The following is a 19,461-nucleotide window of genomic DNA, read 5'->3' as shown; positions in this document are numbered from 1 at the left end:
ATGCCCCCTGTTGGAACCGGTTGCGCCCTGCCGGGCCCGGACCTCCCCCGGCTCGCCGGCGACCTCTCGCGCGTCCGCGACCGCGTCGTCAAGGAGCTGACGCTGGACGACCCGCAGATCGAGGACGCACTGCAGCACCTGGTCCGCCACCCGGGGAAGTTCCTGCGCCCCGCCCTGGTGCTCGGCGCCGCCGACCTGGTCGGCGCCGACGCCCCGGCCGGCGAGCAGGTGATCACGGCGGGCGCGACGGTCGAACTGCTCCACCTCGCCACCCTCTGCCACGACGACCTGTGCGACCGGGCCGGGATCCGCCGCGGCGTACCCACCCTCAACGCGCGCTACGGCGACAGCGCCGCCCTGGTGCTCGGCGACTACCTGCTCGCCTCCGCCCTCGGACTCGCCGCCGCACTGGGCCCCGAGGCGGCCGCCGCCGCGGCACGCTGCGCCCGGCGGATCTGCATCGGGCAACTCGTCGAGCTCCGCGAGACCGGCGACCAGAACCGCACCGTCCCCGGCTACCTCGCCGCCGTCTGCGGCAAGACCGCCGAACTCCTCTCCTTCAGCGCCCTGCTGGGCGCCATCGCCGCCGGCGCCGACGAAGGCCACCGACGGGCCCTGGCCGCCTTCGGCCACCACCTCGGCGTGGCCTTCCAGATCTGGAACGACCTCGGCGACCTCACCGCACCGGACGACGGCGCCGGCCGGGACCTCCGCAACGGCACCTACACCCTGCCCGTCCTCTTCGGCCTGCAGACGGCCGGTGACCGGCTGCGTCCACTGCTGTCCGCTCCTGCCCAGGGCCGGACGCTCGCCGAAGTGCTCGCCGTCCTGCGCGACTGCGGCGCCCTGGAACGGGCCGCCGGGACGGCGACCGCCAGGCTGCGGACCGCCTTCGACTGCCTGCAGGCCGCCGACCTGCCCCGGCCGGACGGCGTGAGGTCCCTGCGCCGGATGCTGGCCGCTCTCCTCCCCGAGGCGGCGCACCTGCTCGACACCCCGCCCGGGACCGCTCGCTCCGCGCAGGCGGCGCGATGACCACCGCGCAGGTCCCCAGGCTCGCGCCCGCCGAGGTGCTGCGGTTCGCCGCCGATCCGTTCACCGGCATGCTGCGCGCCCAGCGCGTCCACGGCGACGTGGTGGAGGTCGGATACGGCCCTCAACGCTCGACCTTCCTCTTCGGGCCGGAGGCCAACTCCTTCGTCTTCGCCAACCCCCAGCTGTTCTCCTGGCGCGACTCCTTCGAGGTGATGCTGCCGGTGCTCGGCGAGAGCGCTCTGCTGGTGAGCGACGGCGAGGGCCACCGCAGGCGCCGCCACCTGGTGCTGCCCGCCTTCCACCGCCGCCGCATCGAGGACTACGTCCGCCTCATGGCCTCCAACACCGCAGCAACCGTGGACCGTTGGGAGACCGGCTGGCGCGTGGACCTCTACCGCGAACTGCGCGCGGTGATCCGCCGCAACACCGTCGAGTCGCTCTACGGCTCCCGGCTGGCCGCCCAGAACGACGCCATCGGCGCCCGGCTGCAGATCGCCCTCGACGCCACGGACCTGCCCCTGGGCCTGCAGCTCTTCCTCGCCCGCTTCCCCAACCCGCTCACCGCCCGGGCCAAACGGGCCCGCCGCTGGGTCGCCGAGCGCATCCAGACCGAGATCGAGCACCGGCGCCGCCACCCCGAACCGGACGGTGACGGCCTCGGCGCGTTGCTCGCCGCCGCGGACGGCGAGCGCTGCCCCCTCGACGACGGCGAGATCCAGGACCAGGTGATCAGCCTGATCGTGGCCGGCTACGAGACGACGAGCGCCGCCATGGCCTGGGTGGTGCATGCCGCCCTGAGCACCCCCGGGGTCTGGGAGCGGGCCCGGAAGTCCGTCACGGAGCTGCTGGGCGATGCGCCGGTGACCGTGGAGGCGCTGGAAGAACTCGAGTACGTGGACGGGGTGGTGCAGGAGGCGCTGCGCCTGCACCCGCCCGTGGTCGTCCTGCCGCGGGTGACGGCCCAGGACATCGAATTCGCCGACCACCGGCTGCCGGCCGGCACCCGGCTGGCGATCAGCCCGTACGTGACACACCGGATGCCCCGTATCTGGCCCGAGCCCTCCCGGTTCGTCCCCGAGCGGTGGCGCAGCGGCCACCGGCTGCACCGGGAGGCGACCCCGGCCGGCTTCCTGCCCTTCGGGGGCGGCCGCCACCGCTGCATCGGCGCGCCGTTCGCGACCGCCGAACTCAAGACCATCCTCGTGGAGCTGCTCCGGCGGACCGAACTGACCCCATCCGCCCCGGTGACCCCGGTCAGCATCATGGCCATGCGCCCCCGCCGGGGAGTCCCCGTCGTGGTGCGCCGACGAAAGGCAGGCTCGCACGCATGAGGATCACCATCGTGGGCGGGGGCATCGCCGGGCTGGCCAGTGCCCTGAGCCTGCACGCCGCCGGCTTCGAGCCACGGGTGTGCGAGGCGGCACGGGCCATCGAGGCGGTCGGCGTGGGAATCAACCTGCTCCCGCACGCCGCCCGGGAACTGGCCGAACTCGGCCTGGCCGACGAACTGGCCGCCGTCGCGCTGCAACCACGGCGGCTGAGCTACCGCGACCGGGACGGCGCGCCCGTGTGGGAGGAACCGCTCGGGCTCGACGCCGGCTACCGCTGGCCGCAGTACTCGGTCCACCGTGGCCGCCTGCACCTGCTGCTGCTCGCCGCCGTGCGCGAGCGCCTGGGACCGGACGCCCTCCGCACCGGCCTGCGGTTCCAGCGCTTCGAGCAGAGCGCGGACGGCGTCCGGGCCCACTTCCTGGACCGGGCGAGCGGCACCGAGGTGACCGAGGAGTCCGACCTGCTGGTCGGCTCCGACGGCATCGACTCCGCCGTCCGCGCCCAACTCCACCCGGGGGAGGGGACCTCCCACTGGAACGGCGTGCACATGTGGCGCGGCGTCGCCCCGTACCCGCACATCCTCGGCGGCCGCTCGATCGTCGTGGCCGGAGGCAACCCCGGCGCCAAGTTCGTCGCCTACCCCATCGAGGACCCCACCACCGAGGGCGGCGACGCCCTGATGAACTGGGTACTGGAAGTACGGCACCCCCCGTCCGCCACACCGCTGGACCGCTCGAACCGCCGCATCCCGGCAGCGGAGGCCCACGCCGGCCTGGCGGGCTGGCACCTGCCCTGGATCGACCTGCCCACCCTGGTCGGGAACTCCTCGGCGATCTTCGAGTACCCGATGCTCGACCGCGACCCGCTGCCACGCTGGAGCTTCGGCCGGGTCACCCTGCTGGGCGACGCCGCGCACCCCATGTTCCCGATGGGGATGAACGGCGGGTCGCAGTCCGTCGTCGACGCCCGCGTCCTGGCCTGGTGCCTGGCCCGCGAGCACGACCCGATGACCGCCCTGCGCCGCTACGAGGAGCTGCGCCGCCCGACGACCAACGCCGTCGTGCTGGGCAACCGGGCCCTTGGACCGGAGGAGATCATCGCCCGGGCCGCACGACACGGCGGCCCGCTGCCCGCCGACGAGGCCGAGGCCATCGCGCACCACTACAAGAAACTGGCCCGGGCCACCGTGTCCCAGGTGAACTCCCACCCCTCATGGACGGTCACCCGCGAGGCCGCCGACCGGACCGGCTGAGAACAAGCACCCGATGGTTGCCCGGAAGAAATAACAGCGTTATCGTCGAATAACGGCGTTACTCGACGAGGGGGGAGCCATGCACAGCACGGCGATCGCAACCACGAACACCACTCGGACCACAGCCGAGCTGGTCGTCCTGGACGACCACGCCGAGACCCGGGTCCAGGGCGAACTCGCCGTCGACGACGACGGCGCGAACACCCGTATCCGGCTCGCCTTCCCGGACGTCGAGCGCGCGCTGGGCTTCACGCGCAAGCCGCAGGGCTGGTGCCGGGGCGACCTGTGCATCCCCGCGGCTGTCACCGCCGGCATCGAGGACGTGGACGGCGCCCTGCTGGACGTCACCGCCTTCGCCACCCTCCTGGGCCGGCCGGTGGCGATCGAGCCGGACGCGGGGGCCGTGGCGATCGGCGCGTCGGCCGCCGAGCGGTCGGCGGTCCTGACCGGCGGCACGGCCCCCGAATTCACACTGCCGGACGTCAACGGCGTCGAGCACCGACTGAGCGACCTGCGCGGGCGCAAGGTGGCGCTGGTCTTCTGGGCCTCGTGGTGCGGCTGCCGCTACGACCTGCCGGAGTGGGAACGCCGGCATGCCGCGCTGGCCGCCGAAGGCTTCAGCGTGCTGAGCGTCGCCGTCGACCGCCGTATCGAGGACGCGGCGCCCTGGATCACCGAGGCCGCGCCGACGCACCACGCGTTGATCGATGTCGACGGCAAGGTCGCGGACCTCTACCAACTGCTCAACGTCCCGACCGTGGTCTGGATCGACGAGGAAGGCCGTATCGCACGCCCGAACGACACCCAGTTCGCCACCGACCTCTTCCGCTCCATGAGCGGCCTGGACGCACACAAGGCGCTCGGCGCCCTGCACCGGTGGGTGACGACCGGCGACTCCGGCCTCGGCGAGAACGAGGTCACCGACCTCACCCGTGCGAGCACGCCGGAACAGCAGCGCGCCCGCACGGAGGCCACGCTGGCACTGTGGCTGCTGCGCCACGGCCACACCGAGGCGGCCGAAGCGCATTTCGCACGGGCAGCGGAGCTCGCACCGGAGGACATCACGACCTGGCGCAGCGCCATGCCGCTGCTCGGGGTGGACCCGATGGGCGACGAGTACTTCGCCCGGTGCGCCGCGCTGGAGGAAGCCGGCGTACCGATCTACCGACCGCTGCCGGACCGGCAGTAGCTGCAGGAGAAGATGTCCTCATGCCTGCCACCTCACCGACCAGCGCCTTCGCCCGGGCCCAGGCCCAGGGCGAGGCGGCCGTGCGCGCCGCCATGCTCGACATCGCCGCCGGTCTGCTGGCCGCCGAAGGCCCGACCGCGCTCAGCATGCGCCGCATGGCAACGGTCGCCGGCTGCTCCACCACCGTCCTCTACCGCCTCTTCGGTGCCAAGGACGGCATCGCCGCAGCGCTCTACCGCGAAGGCTTCGCCCGGCTGCGCCGCCGCCTGGACGCCGTGCCACACAGCGACGATCCGGCCGAGTACCTTGCCGCACTCGGCCGCGCCTATCGCGCCAACGCCCTGGAAGAACCCAACTTCTACAGCGTCATGCACGGTGAGGCCATCCCCGGCTTCACCCCCGACGAGACCTCCCGCGCCGCGGCCGCCGCCAGCCTGGACGTGCTACGCGCAGCGGCCCGCGCCTGCATCGAGTCCGGCGTCTTCCGCAGCGATGCGGATGCCGACGAAATCACCGACACCCTCTGGGCGGCAGCCCACGGAGTGATCAGCCTCGAACGCGGCGGCCACTTCCCCGGCACCCTGGGCGAAGCACGGTTCCGAACCCTGACCCGGGCAGCGGTGGAGGCATTCCTGCCCTGAGCGAGGCTCTCTTCACTCCAGGACCCGCTCGCAGGTCTCTTCACCGGCGCCTGCAAGGCATCCAGGACGGTGGAAGGTGCGGCGTTGGCCACAGCGGCGATGCGAACGCTGATCAGCCGGACCTGTCGCCGTACGCGGGCGGGTCCACGCACGGCTGCCCGATCGTCGGCGCAGTCAGTGGGGACGGCACCGCCGGTCGACCCGGTCTCGCTGGAGACTCGGGGGCCGACTGCGATGCGGCGACGCAGCCCGGCGCGGCCAGAGCTCGTACACCGTGCCAGCCGGGCCCGCCCCGGGCGCAGCCGCTGCGCCCGGGCACCGGATCACCGACCCAAGGCCTCCAAATGGCGCTCCTTGTCGTTTGACGGCAGGCCGAGCTTCGCGAAGATGCTCCTGATGTGTTTCTGCACGGCGTTGTCGGTGATGTCGAGACGGCGGGCGAGGGCCGCGTTGCCCAGCCCCTGCGCCAATGAGGGCCAGGACCTCGCGTTCGCGTACGGTCAAGGTGACTACGGCCACAGCCGGGAGACCACCTCGAGGTGGATGGCGGTGCCGCCGGCGGCCACGCGATGCAGCGCGTCGAGGAACTGCTGGACGCGGCCCATGAGTCACGAAACGTGCATGAGGGGAACGATGGCGCTGAACAAGAAAGGGTCCCGACGCATCACTGTCGATGGGACCGAGTACCGTTGGCGGATCCGGAGGAAGCCCTCCTATATGCAGGGATTCTGCTGGACACCGTTGGCCTACGCGGTCGAGGCGCTCAGCGGCAGCAGGTCGGGGGCGATCTTGATGGTCACCAGCAACCGGGCTCACCCCGGTAACTGGGTGGGCTTCGAGGCAGAGCCGATTCGTCCAGCCCACGTTGTTGCCAGCATTCGAGAAGCCCGGGAGCAAGGCTGGGAACCAACCCAGTCCGGTTCCCCTTTCCGGCTCGACCGATCCGCGGGATTCATCGCACAGCCATGAGACAAGCCAGAGGAGGCCGGCGGGACTTGGCCGAGCTGCCGGGCAAGCTGAAAACGTGGTTCGCCGAGCATGAGGAGCGCTTGCGGTCCTGCGGAATCACGGGTGACGTCCAGCAGGCGCCCGCGGATGGACGCACCAAGACCAGTGCCTGGATGATGCTCGAAAGGGATGACCACATCGGCGCGCTCATCGTCGGGAGCAGCGGTGAAGCTGAACTTGAGTACGGAGACGTGGTAAGCGGCCAACTCCAATAACGACACCTTGACCTCCACGCGTTTCCGGACCTTCTCGACGCCATCGAGAGTCTCCTCGAGTGGTTCCAACGAGGGGCGGGCAGTTCCCGGGCGCGTGACCTGATCAGCGGAGTTGCGGCCTGCGTAGGTCGTTGACGGTGCCGGCGACGGCTGGCCCGCAGTTGGCCGGCAGAGCATCTGTCACCAAGGCGATCGCGTGCTCAGCCGTGTCTGCCTCGCCGATCACTGTTCCTCGGGAGGGACCGCAAACCCGGAACCGACCATCGCGCAGCGGGTCGACGAACGGCACGTCCCATGAGTAGGGGAACCCTGTGCAGGTCGTGAAGTGAAGTGACCAGTGGCTGGTGAATGGGTACAGCTGCCGCAGCTTGGGTTCAGCTGATGCCACCTCGGCAAGTGCCAGCGCCTGGGGGGTGAGGGGGAGCCGATGCGCCTCCTGGCGCAAGTCCTCCAAGAGAAGCCACTTGGCTGACCTTGACGAAGTTCCAGGCTGCCAGGGCCTCCTGGACATTCTCGTCCTCCCAGACATGGTCAGGGACGCTGTCGCGTGCCGCCCCGTGCGGCAGCACGATCCGCATGCACGTTGCACACCTTCTTCCTTGTTGTATCTGCCCTATTGACAGCCGCACCCCCTGCAGCGTCGCTCGGCCCGTTGCATCACACATGCCTCCCCAGTGCGTGGCCCCTCTGCTTGAGCAGCCCCTTCCCACCGGTGACGACCGGTGCCCCCACCACCGGCTACTGCTGCTCCCCGTCCACATGCTCCCGTGGAGCGCGGCGGCCCACCGCCGACATGAGCGGGCGGACCCCACCGCACGTCGAGTGCAGCGGTTCCCAGGACAGGCAAGAGCGAGATGACCGCCCCGTGCCCGTTCCGCCCGGGGTACCACCCCGCCGGGCTCGACGATGCTTTACGGGTAGCGGTGGAGGAGGTAGGTGCCGGGCGGTGGGTCGCTGTGGGCCGCCCACCAGCTCCTCGAAGGGGCGGCGGCCTTCGAAGCCCTGGGATCTCACGCGGTCTTGCAGCCCTGGGTCCACATCCCTGACGATCCTCACCATCCGGAGCTGGCCGAGACCGCCTTCGCGCGAGCCCGCAGCCAGTGCCTGACCGCAGCGGAACCGCCGCACTGATCATTTGTCATGAGCGCAACCGAAAATGTGCGCGTTGCGCTGCCACACTCGTTGGAGGTCCTCCGTGTCCATCCGCGGCCGACGACACCCCCTGGTCAACCAGCAGCCACAAGACCTGCGCGACGACGAATTACTGCGCACCCTCGGATACAAGCCGGTGCTCACCCGGCGCATGGGCCCGTTCGGCAACTTCGCCATCAGCTTCTCCGTGATTTCCGTCCTGTCCGGCTGCATGACGCTCTACGGCTTCGGACTGAACACGGGCGGCCCCGCGGTCATGGTGTGGGGATGGGTCGCCGTCGGCGCCATGGTCATGTTCGTCGGCGCAGGCCTGGCCGAGGTCACCAGCGCATACCCCACGTCTGGCGCCCTGTACTACATGGCCGATCAGCTCGGCTCGAAGAAATGGGGCTGGTACACCGGCTGGCTCAACCTGCTCGGCCTGCTGGGAGCCATCGCCGGCATCGACTACGGAGCGGCCCTGTTCACCGGCGCTTTCGCCAACCTGCAATGGGGCTTCCAGCCGACCCCCGCCAAAACCGTGATCATCTACCTGTGCATCCTTCTCCTGCACGCCCTGCTCAACCTCTTCGGCGTCCGCCTCGTGAGCATCCTCAACTCCATCAGCGTCTGGTGGCACCTCACCGGCGTCGCCGTCGTCGGCGGCGTCCTGTGGGCGGTACCCGCACACCACCAGCCGGCCTCCTTCGTCTTCGGCACATTCGTCAACGACACCGGCTGGAACTCGCACTGGTACGTCGTCCTCATCGGCCTACTCCTGGCCCAGTACACCTTCAGCGGCTACGACGCCTCCGCACACCTCTCGGAAGAAACCACCGGCGCACAAGTCAATGCCGCCCGCGGCATCGTCCACGCCATCACCTGGTCCTGGCTCGCCGGCGGCATCCTGCTCACAGGCCTCACCTTCGCCATCCAGGACTACACCGGCACCCAGACCACCAGCACCGGCGTACCACCCGCGCAGATCTTCCTCGACGCCCTCGGCACCGGCGGCGCAAAGGCCCTGCTCCTGATCGTGATCACCGCACAGCTTTTCTGCGGCAACGCCGAAGTCGCCGCATGCTCCCGCATGGTCTTCGCCTTCTCCCGCGACGGTGCCCTGCCAGGATCACGCTGGTGGCGCCAGGTCTCCGACCGCACCCGCACACCCGTCCACGCCGTATGGCTGTCCGCAGCCGTCGCCGCCGTCCTCGCGGCCCCCTCCCTGTACAGCTCCACCGCCTACGGCACGGTCACCGCCATCAACGTCATCGGCATCACCCCCGCCTACGCCATCCCGATCTACCTACGCCTGCGCAACCGGCGCACCTTCCGCCCCGGCCCGTGGACCCTCGGCACATGGGGCCCCCTCATCGGCTGGGTAGCCGTGCTCTGGGTGGCCTTCGTGACCGTGCTCTTCCTTCTGCCCCAGAGCTACCCGGTCACGGCCGACACCTTCAACTACGCCCCCGTCGCTCTGGCTGCTGTTCTGCTGCTGGCCACGATCTGGTGGCACGTCGCCGGCCGACGCTCCTACGACACCCCCACCTACGGGACCGCCCGCGAGACCGCCGAACTCGAGGAAGAGATCGTCTGATGACCGGCACCACACCGACCAGAGCCACGACCAGCAGTAAGCGGACAGCCTCCGGCCGCCCCACCGGACAGCTGGCCCTCGACGAACTCCGACAACACGTCCAGTCAGGACAGGTCGACACCGTCCTGCTGGCCCTGCCCGACGCCCAAGGCCGACTGAAGGGAAAACGCTACGGCGCTCATCACTTCCTCGACCGCATCGCCACCGGGCAAGCGGACATGTGCGCCTACATACTCGCCACCGACGTCGACATGACACCGGCGGACGGCTTCGCACTGACCTCCTGGGAAAGCGGATACCAGGACCTGCACGCCGTCCCCGACCTCGCCACCATCCGACTCCTCCCATGGATGCCGCACACCGCACTGGTGCACGCTGATGCCCAGCACCACGACGGACAGCCCCTCCGCCTCGCCCCACGCCACATACTGCGCCACCAGCTCGCACGGCTGGCTGAGCGCGGGCTGACCGCCAAAGCCGGACTGGAGACCGAGTTCATCCTCTACCAAGGCAACTACGACCAAGCCGCCGAAGACGACTACCAGCACCTCCGACCCGTGACCACGGACAACCTCGACTACGCCCTCGACCACAACCCCCAGCTCGACCGCTTCCTGCACCGTCTTCAAACGGCACTCGCCGGCGCGGGCCTGTCCGTGGAAGCCATCAAGACCGAGTCCGCACCTGGTCAAGTGGAAATCACCTTCCCCTACGCAGACGCCCTGGCAGCCTGCGACGGCCACACGGTACTCAAGCACGCCGTACGCGCCATCGCCCAGCGCTCAGGGATGGCACCAACCTTCATGGCCGCCCCCGAGACCAGGCTGGCCAACGGTCTCCACCTTCACCTGTCCCTGTGGTGCGACAACCGACCGGCACTCGTCACCGACGCCGGCGAACTTTCCCGGCTTGCCCAGCAAGCTCTCGCCGGACTGGTGGAATCCTTGGCCGACTTTGCACCGCTCTATGCCCCTACCGTCAACTCGTACAAGCGGTTCACCACCGCATCGTTCGCCCCGACCCGCATGACCTGGGGATACGACAACCGGACGTGTGCCGTGCGGGTGGTCGGCCGCGGTGACGGACTGCACCTGGAGATCCGGCTGCCCGGCGCAGATGCCAACCCTTACCTCGCCGTCGCTGCCTCGCTCGCAGCGATCATGGATGCGATCGACCGCAAGTTGCAGCCTCCGCCGCCATGCACCGGCAATGCCTACCGAACAGAGCAGGGGAGGGCCGTCCCTCTCACGCTTCAAGACGCGCTCCGCAGCTTCCTCGACAGCCCTACTGCGCAAAAGGCTTTCGGGGGCGATGTGGTCGAGCACTATGCACATCTCGGCGAGCTCGAACTCGCGGCCCATCGCCAAGCCGTCACCGACGTCGAGCGGCGAAGGCGGTTCACACGCGCTTGAACGACAGCCGTTGCGATCGACATAACTCCTATGCACCAAATGGCTAGCTGAGTCACAGGTTGGCTATCGCTCGCCACCCGGCATAGGGCCCGGTCGTGGGGGAGTGGCGGCTCGGCCACGACCGGATTGAGCCGACACGGGCCCCCGCATGGCGACCACAGCCAGGCCAGGAGGGCATCCATCGCCGGGACAAACCCCGCGCCCGCGGGGGTGGTCCACCGCCCTGGTACGCGATGGCCCCGATCTGCTCGTCGTCCCTGCGCCCGCGGGGGTTATCTTCTCCAGGTGACTGATCGCCCGTTCGCCTCCTCGTGGATCGCCACTCACGACCATCTCACTGCAGCTACGTCCTACCTTGCCCAGGAAACAGAGATCGACCTAAGCGGAGTGCAGGAATGGCTCGCCCACAACGAGCTGGGACTCGCCTTCGATGACCTTGTCGACCTGGGGCATGAGCGGGAGCTGCCGCTGGCCTTCTGGGCGGCACCTCGACGAGGCAGCTCGTGGGATGAGCCTCTACACAGCCGCTCTCGGCAAGTCGCACCTCACCTCAGCTGATCTCTGTCGTCGCCATATCGCCGCTGCATCGGAGAGTGAGGACACGTGCTGAGTCACTGAGCTCCCTGCACAGACGTTGAATAGGCGACGTCTCAACATGCGTTACCAGTTGATGGACTTGCGACGCTGCTGATCGGATAGCTCCGGCCCTGGCACAAGGGACGTCAGGGCCTGAGCTGGTTCATCTGAGGGTCGAAGCAGGCCAGCCCCATGGACTGTGCAAGTTGGGCAGCGAAGGCGGATGCCTCCTCGGCCATGCTCCAGCGCATGGGGAAGTAGACAAGAGGTCCGCTGGCCTCGCCGATCAACGGGCCGGTCGACCACGGCGAGGTTTCGTCCTCGTCTTCGGTCAGATCACACCACCGTTCAAGGAGCGCGGCGACGTAGGCCGCAATGCGCTCGGTGGGGGGCTGGGCCTTCCCGGCGCCGATGAATCGGTCATACAGGTCGTTGAAGGTCTGAATAGCAATCTTGTCATCCGCTGGTCTCACGCCCTCCCAGACGGCCAAGTCGTAACTCATGCCCGCGACGCTCTCACACCACACTGACAGTGGCCGCGATGTTCAATGCGGCTTCGTGTCCGAGGCTCTGAAGTACGCAATGAGGATGAGGCAGTGGGTGGTGGTACGCATACTGGCTACTATCTGCGCAGGTCAGCTTGCTTACCAGGATCGTTACGTAATCTCGCGCCAAAAGCTTTCCTGCCATTGCCGATAGCCGCAGGTTCCGGATCGTTCCGTGCGCAGGGCGCCAGTGAGCGGCATGGGCGTGGGTCAGCGGATAAGGGCACACCAACCACATGGTTGCCTCTTCGTTCACCATAGCCGATGCATCCCGTACTGCCCCTGTCTGGGTGGAGTCGATGGGCGGCCCTTTGATCGCCGTTGGCGACAACGGTGTGCAGGCACTGGTGCTGGCGGACGAGCCAGCAGCCAGCTGCTGTCTGCCCGAGCGCCGAGCCCCCTTGCGGTGGCTCGCCGCCGACTCCGAGGCTGGGCTGAAGGCCGCAGCAGAGGCTGTCCTGGCGGACCCGGCCACCGAGGGGGCGGAGTGCGGCACGTGGGTGTCGGATGGTCCGGCCGTGCTCATGGACTCCGTAGAAGAGGGCTGCGAACTCGGCATTGAGTATTCCGGCGGTGGGAAGCCCGGTCACGTACTGGTCGCGCTGCCGGCTGGTCGCTGGCGGGTTCGAGCCACCGGGACCAAGGCAGACGAGGAAAGCGGGGGCGGCCTGGTCCAGATCCTGCCCACGATGGCCAGTGTGCCGAAGGACCAAGGGGACAGTCCCGTGATCGGAGCTGTCCTAGACGGATCGGACGCTGTGATTGCAACCGCCTCGCCAGGGTCTTCCCATGTGTGACCAGTGGTTACGAGACAGCCTTCATGAGCTTGTGCACATTTGGCAGTGGTGTGTTGCGGACCATGCCATGTCCTGGGTGGTGCTGTTCAGGCCAACGGCCTGACGGTGTTTTGCTGATGCGATGGGACAGCTGCGACCGGCCAGTAGCGGCCGTACTCCGGTGATCGAGCACAGCTGCGATCTCGCTCGCACGCCGCCTGCCTGGTCTCTGCAGGCCAAGGACGGCTTCAGCATGGCCCCTGGAAAGGGTTCTCGGCGCCGGTAGGCGTTTGAGCTTCGCCAACTTCGCTCCCGGCGGGCCGCGCGTTGATTCGCCGACCCCTTGGCAGCGGGGCATGCGAACATATGAAAGTGATCGATCACGAAGAGCTGGACGCCGCGGATCTGATTGGCAGGCGGCTGCTGCGGGTCACCGCTGCCTGGCTCCAGCATGATGGGGTCACGCCTTCCCTGCTGAGCCTATGGCTTCACCTGGAGGAGATGGGACCGGTGCTGTTTCACACGCCCAGCGCCGGGCTGTCGCTGAGGACCGCTTCTGCCGGCGAGCTGTACCAGGTGGGGGAGTGCGGCAGTGTCTCGGTGGTGGATGATCCGCCGGACCTTTCCGTGACCCGGTTCGTCGGCCAACCCATTCGCTCGGCTTACCAAATCGTCTACCGGGACGGCCGGACCGGCTTCTCAGCCGGTCTCACCCTTCGGTTCCCCAACGGCACGGTCCGTCTGCTCGCACTCGACGATGACCTCGTCATCGCTGGCGATCAGGATCTCGGTCCCGTCGAAGCGCACCTGCACGCAGACGTGCACCTTGCGCGCGTGGTACAGACCGGTTGCGCCAACCCATCGCAATGGGACGCCTGGACCACTGGCGGCAAGTACCTGTACCTGAGATACCGGCACGGTGAGGGAACCGTCGAGCAGCACCCAAGCGAGGACCCCGATACCTGGGACGGCGAAGAGTCCCGGCTCCGGAGCCTGTGGAACGACGGGACTGACGGCGGCCATATCGAACTCGCCCATTTCCTCGCAATGGCCGGCCTTCGCTTGGCCCCCAATGCCGACGTCTCCTCGAGGTGACGATGGGCGCTCCCGGGCAAGGCGCAACCTGTCTGCCGAGACCCCACTGATGCTTGACTCGAAACTGATAAATAACGGCACGGATCACCTGACGATTCCAGGCAAATCAGTAAATTGGCGAAGTGGGCACAAGATGCCTTAGGAGGCTGTTGTCTGAGGCGCGGCGGCTCCGGTGCATGCCAGCACCGTCGTGGCGGTTGCACTCAGGAAAAGCACGAATTTCCATGCACCGTCTACGCTGTCGATCCGGCCGATGCGCAGGGGTTCCTCTCCCGCACGTCGTAGGATCTCGACGGTTTCGGCGAGGGCGAGTGTTGGCTGGCCGCGCTTCTGGGTGATCCGCAGCCGGGTCCGATAGGTGTGCGTGAGCTGATGGGCAGAGACCAGACCGTCCCAGACAACAAAGGTGCCTCCGGACTGGAGGGCGTACCGCGCAGGACCGCATGCCGGGGTCTGTTCGACGAGCATTGAGACGAGGTCTTCGTGATTCATGTGCCAGCCCTGCTTGCTTGAGGGTGTTTCCATGGGTACCAGGAGGGTCCCCCAGCGCGATGTGCGGCTGGCCGAGACTGTGAAGGGTGCCTCAGAGTAGCGAGAACCCAGTGGTCAGCAGTCCCGTGGAGTCGAACCAGCGCAACCAACGCTTGCTACACGATCCCTTGTGGCCCAGGCATACGTCTACAGCAGGGGCGTGTAATGAACGCGCCAGTCGCAGCGGCTCGTTGATGGCTATGAGGAGGAGGGTCATCTCGTAGCGGGTGTGCGGCTTTTGCGACGATTGGCGTCGTTTTTGGTCATGTGACGAGCTTCGCAGCCGTCGGCATCGAGCTTCGGCGGCCAGCTACCGTGAGAGCCCTGCTTCCGGCGACTGGGGGCTTGGTCGACCTTTCCCGGGATGGTCAGCAGATTCCCTGTCGGCGCCGGTTGGTGTGGTTTTTGCGGGACGTGTATGCCTTGCCGACGCGGGCTCGGCCAGGCCGTGTCTGTGGACATCCTGCACTCAGGCGAGCCACGCGAACCTCCTTCACGACCGACTCGAACTGTGGGAACCGTGTCTCGCCGGTACCGCCGACCTGGCCGACAATCCGGTCCGCAGTCGGTTTTGAGGCGCCGAACATTGCGGCCAGCTCCCGCAGCGTCAAGCTGGTTGGTCATGAGAGGCGATCACCACCAGAAGGAAGTCTTTCAGCGTCAGCGACCAGGGCCGTGCACCCCGCGGCTGGCCCACTCCCTGTCGCCGCACAGAGGTACCAGCTTGCCGAACACACGAGGCTCCAGCCCCGTGAAGGGGGTACCCATGACGCATCCGAGGCTGTGATCACGTTACCCACACAGGAGACCACCACAGCCTTGGCACGCAGTAGGCCGGGCTAGGCTGCGGTGAAGCGGCTAATTGCACTGGGGGGCATCGTGAGCCGACGGCCATTGCTGTTCTTGGACATCGACGGGCCGTTGAACCCGTATGCGACGCCTTCCGGCACGTGCCCCGAGGACTACGTCACTGTCCACCTCTCGGCCGAGGCGCGCCGTCCCTCCGCGGTCGGAAGCCCGCGGTCCTACATGCGACCCGAGACGATGTGGCTCAACCCTGTCCACGGCCAGGCTCTGCTGGCCCTCGGCTTCGAGCTGTGCTGGGCCAGCGCCTGGATGGGCGATGCGAACCGGTGGGTCGGCTCTGCCCTCGGCCTCCCGGTATTGCCGTTCGTCGATTTCGGAGATGCCCTGATGCGCGAGCGTCCGGACGGGGTCCACTGGAAGTCCGCACCACTGGTGGCACACGCTGACGGCAGGCCCTTCGTCTGGGTGGACGATGAGCAGAGCGAGGCCGACCACGCCTACATCACCACCACCCACCCTGCGCAGGCACTGCTCCATCACGTCAACCCACGCATAGGCCTACGGCACGACGACTTCACCACTCTGGCCGGCTTCATTGCGACCCTCAACAGCTCTGTTCCATCCCCCTGAGCCAGGTGTTGGCTCCTGCCTTCGTGCCTCCGCCCTACAGCGGTCTCTTTGATGGGTGGGTTGGTTGATCGGATGGGTCTGTCCGGTTGGTGATCGCGGATGTGGAACCGGATCGAACCGCTGATGCCGGCCGATCCGGCCTGTGGGCGACAGTGGGCCGGCCATCGTCGAAGTCTCGAGGCGATCGCTCTGGAAGTACCGCACCTGTTCGCCTTGGCGGGATCTGCCCAGTGAGCTCGGGTTTTTCCGGACGGCGTACAAACGTCTGATCCGTTGGGCCGTGGACGGCACGTGGTAGCGAGTCTTCGCGGCCATTCTGGTTGGGGCAGACGCAAGTGGTGAGGTGTGCTGGACGGTGCCGGTGGACGCCACCGTCTGCCGAGCCCACCGGCATGCGACCGGCGCCAGGAAAGGAGGAGCACCCGATCGGTCCGAGCCCGCTGATCACGCACTCGGACGCCCCCCGCGGCGGCCGGAGCACGAAGATCCATCTGGCCGGTGAGAGCGGTGCCCGGCCGCTCATCTTTCACATCCCTGCAGGTCAGGCTGGTGACGCACCATCCTTCGGGTCCGTCTTTGGCCGGCACCCGCGTTCCGCGGGAGGCCGCGAACCCGGCCGGAGGCCGTTCTTGCGGGTCGTGCCTGCTCTTCCCGCGCGATCCGCGGACATCTGCGCCGGCGCGGCGCCCGTGCACTCCTCCCGCAGCCCGTCGACCAGGCCGGTGATCGCCTGCGGCGAGGATGCGCAGGAAGGCTCTACCGGGCTTCGATGCTGAGGCGGACACGCAACAGAACGCTGCCGAACGGTGTATCAACCGCGTGAAGCAATGGCGCGGGCCGGCTCTGCGGTGCTGCAGGCTCGCCTTCGCCTGCCATGCCGCACTCCACCTCGCTGCCATTGTCATCCGGAGCAGGCAGTGACTGGTGCGCGAGCTCAGCCGTTGAGCCTGAGGTACTCGCGCACGACAGCCAGTCTTTGACGCGCTTCCTTGATCCACTCCTCATGCATGTCGAGCGGGACTCTGACCGAGACTTGCGTCTGCGGCGTGTCGTGGACCTCCACCATGTAGGGATCATCTGCGATGAAGCGGAGGTACCCATCGTTGCCCGCGGGTGGCCAGTCGAGGGTGAGCGGGTCTCCTTCAGCAGGCTGATGCTCATCCGACCCGATGCGGTCCAGAGCGTCAGCCCAGTGATCCAGGTCTTCAAGCGTCACATGGATCCGGAGTCGTGCGTTTACGAAGCCGCTGGTGACGGTGATGTCAGCAGCGTAGTAGTCCGGCTCCCATGCAGGCACGCGATCAACCAGCGTGACGCTGACGCTCTGACTGCGATCAGCCAGGCGAATCAATTCGAGAGCAGTCGCTTCATCCACCAGCCCAGTGTTCCAGAGCCGCTTGCCCCGCCGTCAGCCGCCCGATTTCAAGAGACATGCTCTAACCCTCGGCGGGTTGAGATGCGCTGGTGCCCATCGCCTTATGGTCAGTGGGGTCAGTCCGTCTGCGTGGCCGTCATTCCCCAACGGATGCCAGGGGACGACGTGCTGATGCGGACGTCGAAGGAGCGTCCCTGCTCGCCACTGAGTACCTTTGACTCCACGCCTGGCTTGCCCTCGCTCGTGCAGTCGACATGGAAGCCGACCGGAGTGGTATCCCCGTATTGGGAGGTCAGCGTGACCTCAACGGACCCCGGACCTTGGCACCCGACGGTGAGGGAGAAAGGCCGGTCGGGGCTCGCTCCGCCACTTACTGCTCCGCCGTCGCCCGTCCATGCGGGAACCCAGAGGAGTATGTCGGGTCCAGGGTAGGGCAGCACTTCACCGTCTGCCGGGCCCCAGGCCGGCTCGTGGGCGATGGCTGTCCCGCTGCCGCTGATGCCGGCACCTAACACAGCAGCCGTTGCGGCCAGCAGGTTGACCGTACGCTTGAGTCTCATGCTTTCTCCAGATCGCTTAGCAGTCAGCCGGGCCTGAGCGGCGCGGTGGTGATCAGCTTGGGCCGGCCGGGACGTGATCGCATGAGTATGCGTACTCACTTTGACCGCTTCCCTGGACAGCTGCCCGGGCGATAGCCGTTTCCATCCAAGAGAATGGGCCATATTTCCGAATTCGTCCCAGCCTGTCCCCACCGGACTCATTCCGCGACGGCAGGAGTCGGTTCACCGCGGCTGGAGGCTGAAGACGTACGCCGGCGCGGCCCCGCTCACGCGAACCTCCAGTAAACGCCGCTACGCCGGCTGCCGGTTCGTCAAGGACAACCGCCTCAATCACGTCGGCTGCCTGTGCGCCTTTGTCCCTCGGCGCGGTCCCACTGGCGCGGACTCCCACTCCCAGCGCCGCCGGGGCAGGAGAGGACTGGCGCATGCAGGCTCTGTGGCACTTGTTCAACCGGAAGCTCGGCCCGGCTCCACCAGTGCTTCCTGGCACGCATCCCATTCGATGAAGCGATCGACTTCCCCGCAGAACCCCAGCCTTCAGGTGCAGCCACCGTGAACATAACGCGGCAGCTTGTCCGGGCGCGACAGGGGAGACGATCATTCGGTCATGAGACCCGAAGTGCAGACGTTCGTTGCCGACGGACCTCTTCCCGACTGGGACGCGAGCGAGGAAGAGATCGACCGGCGTGAACGCCAGCTGGCGGCGATCTCCCGCCCTGTTACGCCCGAAGAGGCCACTGCCCTGGCCACCTGCTTCGGCCCCGACGACTGCTACGGCGTCGCCTGGACGCTCGTGCACCTGATCGAGACGGCTCCCGGGCCGCTGCCGCAGCTGGAGGATCCGGGGCCGGATGCCGGTGACTGGGCCGAGACTCTGCGGGTGCGATGGGGCGGCGACCACCTCATGGCTTGACGTCTTAACTGCAGGAGGTGTCCCGCGCGATGGCCCAAGGGAGAGGTCGCTCCACATCCCGGCGCCGGCGATTGTGCGGAAGATGCAAGTACCGGGACGGTGTGGCGGCGGATCCGGTGGCTGGCCGTTGATGGCGGGGGCGCAACGCACAGCGCGATGCGGTCGTCCGTTATCTGGGCTGCGGGCCAAAGTTGCAGTCGTCCTCCTAGTCGAGATGTCGGGCACGTGTGGCAGGTCGAACGGCTGTGAGGGGGAGGTGATGGTCGTGCCTGCCGCGCATAGGCTCGTGCGCATGCCGACCGAGGACAAACCCCAGACCGTCAAGACTGGCGAGACTGCACGGACGTGTATGACCTCCTTGAGCAAGTCCGCCTGCGGCCCGGCATGTGGCTGCCTGGCGGATCGCTTCACCGCTTGCAGGCCATCCTCATCGGCTACCAGGTCGCCGTCGCCGTGCACTCCGTTGCCGACCCCTGCGACTTCTGGCCTGGCGGGGATTTTGCCCAATGGCTCGGAGAGCGCCTCGACGGCAACAGCCCGCTGGGCTGGGCCTCCGACATCGAGCGCCATACTCCTGTCGGGCCCGCCCCGGCCCAGGAGTTCTTCCGGTTCCTCGACGCGTATCGCCAGGAGACGGCACCGGGCGCGGCTGCCGATCGTCTCCCCGTAGAACCCTGACGCCACAGGGCACCCCTGGCCGCCACGGTTAAGTGTTGCGGTGTTGCGGTTGGAACGCTGTAACGCTTAAACGTCATTTCACTTGGCCAGTCTGCGGTGACATATCAGGGTCGCGGCGATGGCCGTGAAGGCGAGGAAGTGTTCTGGCTTGCGCTCGTAGCGG

General features: G+C 67.8%; 18 protein-coding genes and 1 pseudogene. 14 read left to right on the top strand and 5 right to left on the bottom strand.

Features of this window, described 5'->3' with window-relative positions; translation table 11 throughout:
• From AB0K17_RS26585 to AB0K17_RS26565, 5 genes are all read left to right on the top strand, one after another.
• Positions 1-1,035, top strand: coding sequence for a polyprenyl synthetase family protein (locus AB0K17_RS26585; protein WP_365984502.1), 1,035 nt, complete (start codon positions 1-3; stop codon positions 1,033-1,035).
• Positions 1,032-2,366, top strand: coding sequence for a cytochrome P450 (locus AB0K17_RS26580; RefSeq protein ID WP_365984501.1), 1,335 nt, complete (start codon positions 1,032-1,034; stop codon positions 2,364-2,366). The genes AB0K17_RS26585 and AB0K17_RS26580 overlap by 4 nt, the downstream gene beginning before the upstream one ends.
• Positions 2,363-3,619, top strand: a complete 1,257-nt coding sequence (locus tag AB0K17_RS26575; RefSeq protein WP_365984500.1) for an FAD-dependent monooxygenase — start codon at positions 2,363-2,365, stop codon at positions 3,617-3,619. Before AB0K17_RS26580 ends, AB0K17_RS26575 begins: the two co-directional genes overlap by 4 nt.
• A 79-nt stretch (positions 3,620-3,698) precedes the next feature.
• Complete coding sequence (locus AB0K17_RS26570; RefSeq protein ID WP_365984499.1) at positions 3,699-4,808, top strand: TlpA disulfide reductase family protein; 1,110 nt, start codon at positions 3,699-3,701, stop codon at positions 4,806-4,808.
• A gap of 20 nt (positions 4,809-4,828) precedes the next feature.
• Positions 4,829-5,449: a TetR-like C-terminal domain-containing protein gene (locus tag AB0K17_RS26565; RefSeq protein WP_365984498.1), complete on the top strand. Its 621-nt coding sequence runs from the start codon at positions 4,829-4,831 to the stop codon at positions 5,447-5,449.
• Positions 5,450-5,772: 323 nt separating this feature from the next.
• Here the strand turns inward: AB0K17_RS26565 and AB0K17_RS26560 are convergent, their stop codons facing one another.
• Positions 5,773-5,919 (bottom strand): LuxR C-terminal-related transcriptional regulator, encoded by a 147-nt coding sequence (locus AB0K17_RS26560; protein ID WP_365984497.1) that lies wholly within the window; start codon positions 5,917-5,919, stop codon positions 5,773-5,775.
• A gap of 525 nt (positions 5,920-6,444) precedes the next feature.
• Here AB0K17_RS26560 and AB0K17_RS26555 point away from each other — a divergent pair.
• Positions 6,445-6,672, top strand: a complete 228-nt coding sequence (locus tag AB0K17_RS26555) for a hypothetical protein (RefSeq protein WP_365984496.1) — start codon at positions 6,445-6,447, stop codon at positions 6,670-6,672.
• A gap of 103 nt (positions 6,673-6,775) precedes the next feature.
• On the opposite strand, the gene AB0K17_RS26550 is transcribed toward AB0K17_RS26555, so the two are convergent.
• A complete protein-coding gene (locus AB0K17_RS26550) occupies positions 6,776-7,183 on the bottom strand; it encodes a DUF6193 family natural product biosynthesis protein (RefSeq protein ID WP_365984495.1) in 408 nt (135 codons plus the stop codon).
• 690 nt (positions 7,184-7,873) lie between these two features.
• On the opposite strand from AB0K17_RS26550, the gene AB0K17_RS26545 reads away from it, so the two are divergent.
• Together AB0K17_RS26545 and AB0K17_RS26540 are read left to right on the top strand one after the other, a co-directional pair.
• Entirely contained in the window at positions 7,874-9,400 is a 1,527-nt protein-coding gene (locus tag AB0K17_RS26545; RefSeq protein WP_365984533.1) for an amino acid permease, read from the top strand.
• Positions 9,400-10,812, top strand: a complete 1,413-nt coding sequence (locus tag AB0K17_RS26540; protein ID WP_365984494.1) for a glutamine synthetase family protein — start codon at positions 9,400-9,402, stop codon at positions 10,810-10,812. The genes AB0K17_RS26545 and AB0K17_RS26540 overlap by 1 nt, the downstream gene beginning before the upstream one ends.
• 722 nt (positions 10,813-11,534) lie before the next feature.
• On the opposite strand, the gene AB0K17_RS26535 is transcribed toward AB0K17_RS26540, so the two are convergent.
• Positions 11,535-11,891 (bottom strand): hypothetical protein, encoded by a 357-nt coding sequence (locus AB0K17_RS26535; protein ID WP_365984493.1) that lies wholly within the window; start codon positions 11,889-11,891, stop codon positions 11,535-11,537.
• A 278-nt stretch (positions 11,892-12,169) separates the two neighbouring features.
• Here AB0K17_RS26535 and AB0K17_RS26530 point away from each other — a divergent pair, with 278 nt between their 5' ends.
• Positions 12,170-12,730 carry an Imm21 family immunity protein gene (locus AB0K17_RS26530; RefSeq protein ID WP_365984492.1) on the top strand — a complete coding sequence of 187 codons (561 nt, stop codon included), beginning with the start codon at positions 12,170-12,172 and terminating at the stop codon, positions 12,728-12,730.
• A 351-nt stretch (positions 12,731-13,081) separates the two neighbouring features.
• Positions 13,082-13,804 carry a hypothetical protein gene (locus AB0K17_RS26525; RefSeq protein ID WP_365984491.1) on the top strand — a complete coding sequence of 241 codons (723 nt, stop codon included), beginning with the start codon at positions 13,082-13,084 and terminating at the stop codon, positions 13,802-13,804.
• Between the two features lie 138 nt (positions 13,805-13,942).
• Here AB0K17_RS26525 and AB0K17_RS26520 read toward each other — a convergent pair whose 3' ends face one another.
• Positions 13,943-14,296, bottom strand: coding sequence for a hypothetical protein (locus AB0K17_RS26520; RefSeq protein WP_365984490.1), 354 nt, complete (start codon positions 14,294-14,296; stop codon positions 13,943-13,945).
• Positions 14,297-15,214: 918 nt separating this feature from the next.
• On the opposite strand from AB0K17_RS26520, the gene AB0K17_RS26515 reads away from it, so the two are divergent.
• Both AB0K17_RS26515 and AB0K17_RS26510 read left to right on the top strand, forming a co-directional pair.
• Positions 15,215-15,772 (top strand): hypothetical protein, encoded by a 558-nt coding sequence (locus AB0K17_RS26515; protein ID WP_365984489.1) that lies wholly within the window; start codon positions 15,215-15,217, stop codon positions 15,770-15,772.
• Positions 15,773-15,858: 86 nt separating this feature from the next.
• Positions 15,859-16,693 (top strand): annotated as a pseudogene (locus AB0K17_RS26510) (IS5 family transposase).
• Positions 16,694-16,706: 13 nt separating this feature from the next.
• Here AB0K17_RS26510 and AB0K17_RS26505 read toward each other — a convergent pair.
• A complete protein-coding gene (locus AB0K17_RS26505) occupies positions 16,707-17,147 on the bottom strand; it encodes a DUF5959 family protein (protein WP_365984488.1) in 441 nt (146 codons plus the stop codon).
• A gap of 1,167 nt (positions 17,148-18,314) precedes the next feature.
• On the opposite strand from AB0K17_RS26505, the gene AB0K17_RS26500 reads away from it, so the two are divergent.
• Complete coding sequence (locus tag AB0K17_RS26500) at positions 18,315-18,620, top strand: hypothetical protein (protein ID WP_365984487.1); 306 nt, start codon at positions 18,315-18,317, stop codon at positions 18,618-18,620.
• 345 nt (positions 18,621-18,965) lie between these two features.
• Positions 18,966-19,298 carry a hypothetical protein gene (locus AB0K17_RS26495; RefSeq protein ID WP_365984486.1) on the top strand — a complete coding sequence of 111 codons (333 nt, stop codon included), beginning with the start codon at positions 18,966-18,968 and terminating at the stop codon, positions 19,296-19,298.
• The last annotated feature ends 163 nt before the right edge of the window (positions 19,299-19,461 follow it).

The sequence above is a fragment of the Streptomyces sp. NPDC049585 genome (assembly GCF_040675615.1).
In the GTDB taxonomy this organism is placed as follows: Bacteria; Actinomycetota; Actinomycetes; order Streptomycetales; family Streptomycetaceae; genus Streptomyces; species Streptomyces luteosporeus.
The sequence above is the reverse complement of the archived record's forward strand: the minus strand, read 5'-3'. Positions and strand labels throughout refer to the sequence as shown.

What these genes read in the sequence shown, in the direction of transcription:
- AB0K17_RS26585 (WP_365984502.1), top strand. Translation starts at nt 1, where the DNA reads ATGCCCCCTGTTGGAACCGGTTGCGCCCTGCCGGGCCCGGACCTCCCC.
- AB0K17_RS26580 (WP_365984501.1), top strand. Translation starts at nt 1,032, where the DNA reads ATGACCACCGCGCAGGTCCCCAGGCTCGCGCCCGCCGAGGTGCTGCGG.
- AB0K17_RS26575 (WP_365984500.1), top strand. Translation starts at nt 2,363, where the DNA reads ATGAGGATCACCATCGTGGGCGGGGGCATCGCCGGGCTGGCCAGTGCC.
- AB0K17_RS26570 (WP_365984499.1), top strand. Translation starts at nt 3,699, where the DNA reads ATGCACAGCACGGCGATCGCAACCACGAACACCACTCGGACCACAGCC.
- AB0K17_RS26565 (WP_365984498.1), top strand. Translation starts at nt 4,829, where the DNA reads ATGCCTGCCACCTCACCGACCAGCGCCTTCGCCCGGGCCCAGGCCCAG.
- AB0K17_RS26550 (WP_365984495.1), bottom strand. Translation starts at nt 7,183, where the DNA reads ATGTCCAGGAGGCCCTGGCAGCCTGGAACTTCGTCAAGGTCAGCCAAG.
- AB0K17_RS26540 (WP_365984494.1), top strand. Translation starts at nt 9,400, where the DNA reads ATGACCGGCACCACACCGACCAGAGCCACGACCAGCAGTAAGCGGACA.
- AB0K17_RS26535 (WP_365984493.1), bottom strand. Translation starts at nt 11,891, where the DNA reads ATGAGTTACGACTTGGCCGTCTGGGAGGGCGTGAGACCAGCGGATGAC.
- AB0K17_RS26530 (WP_365984492.1), top strand. Translation starts at nt 12,170, where the DNA reads ATGGTTGCCTCTTCGTTCACCATAGCCGATGCATCCCGTACTGCCCCT.
- AB0K17_RS26520 (WP_365984490.1), bottom strand. Translation starts at nt 14,296, where the DNA reads ATGAATCACGAAGACCTCGTCTCAATGCTCGTCGAACAGACCCCGGCA.
- AB0K17_RS26500 (WP_365984487.1), top strand. Translation starts at nt 18,315, where the DNA reads ATGAGACCCGAAGTGCAGACGTTCGTTGCCGACGGACCTCTTCCCGAC.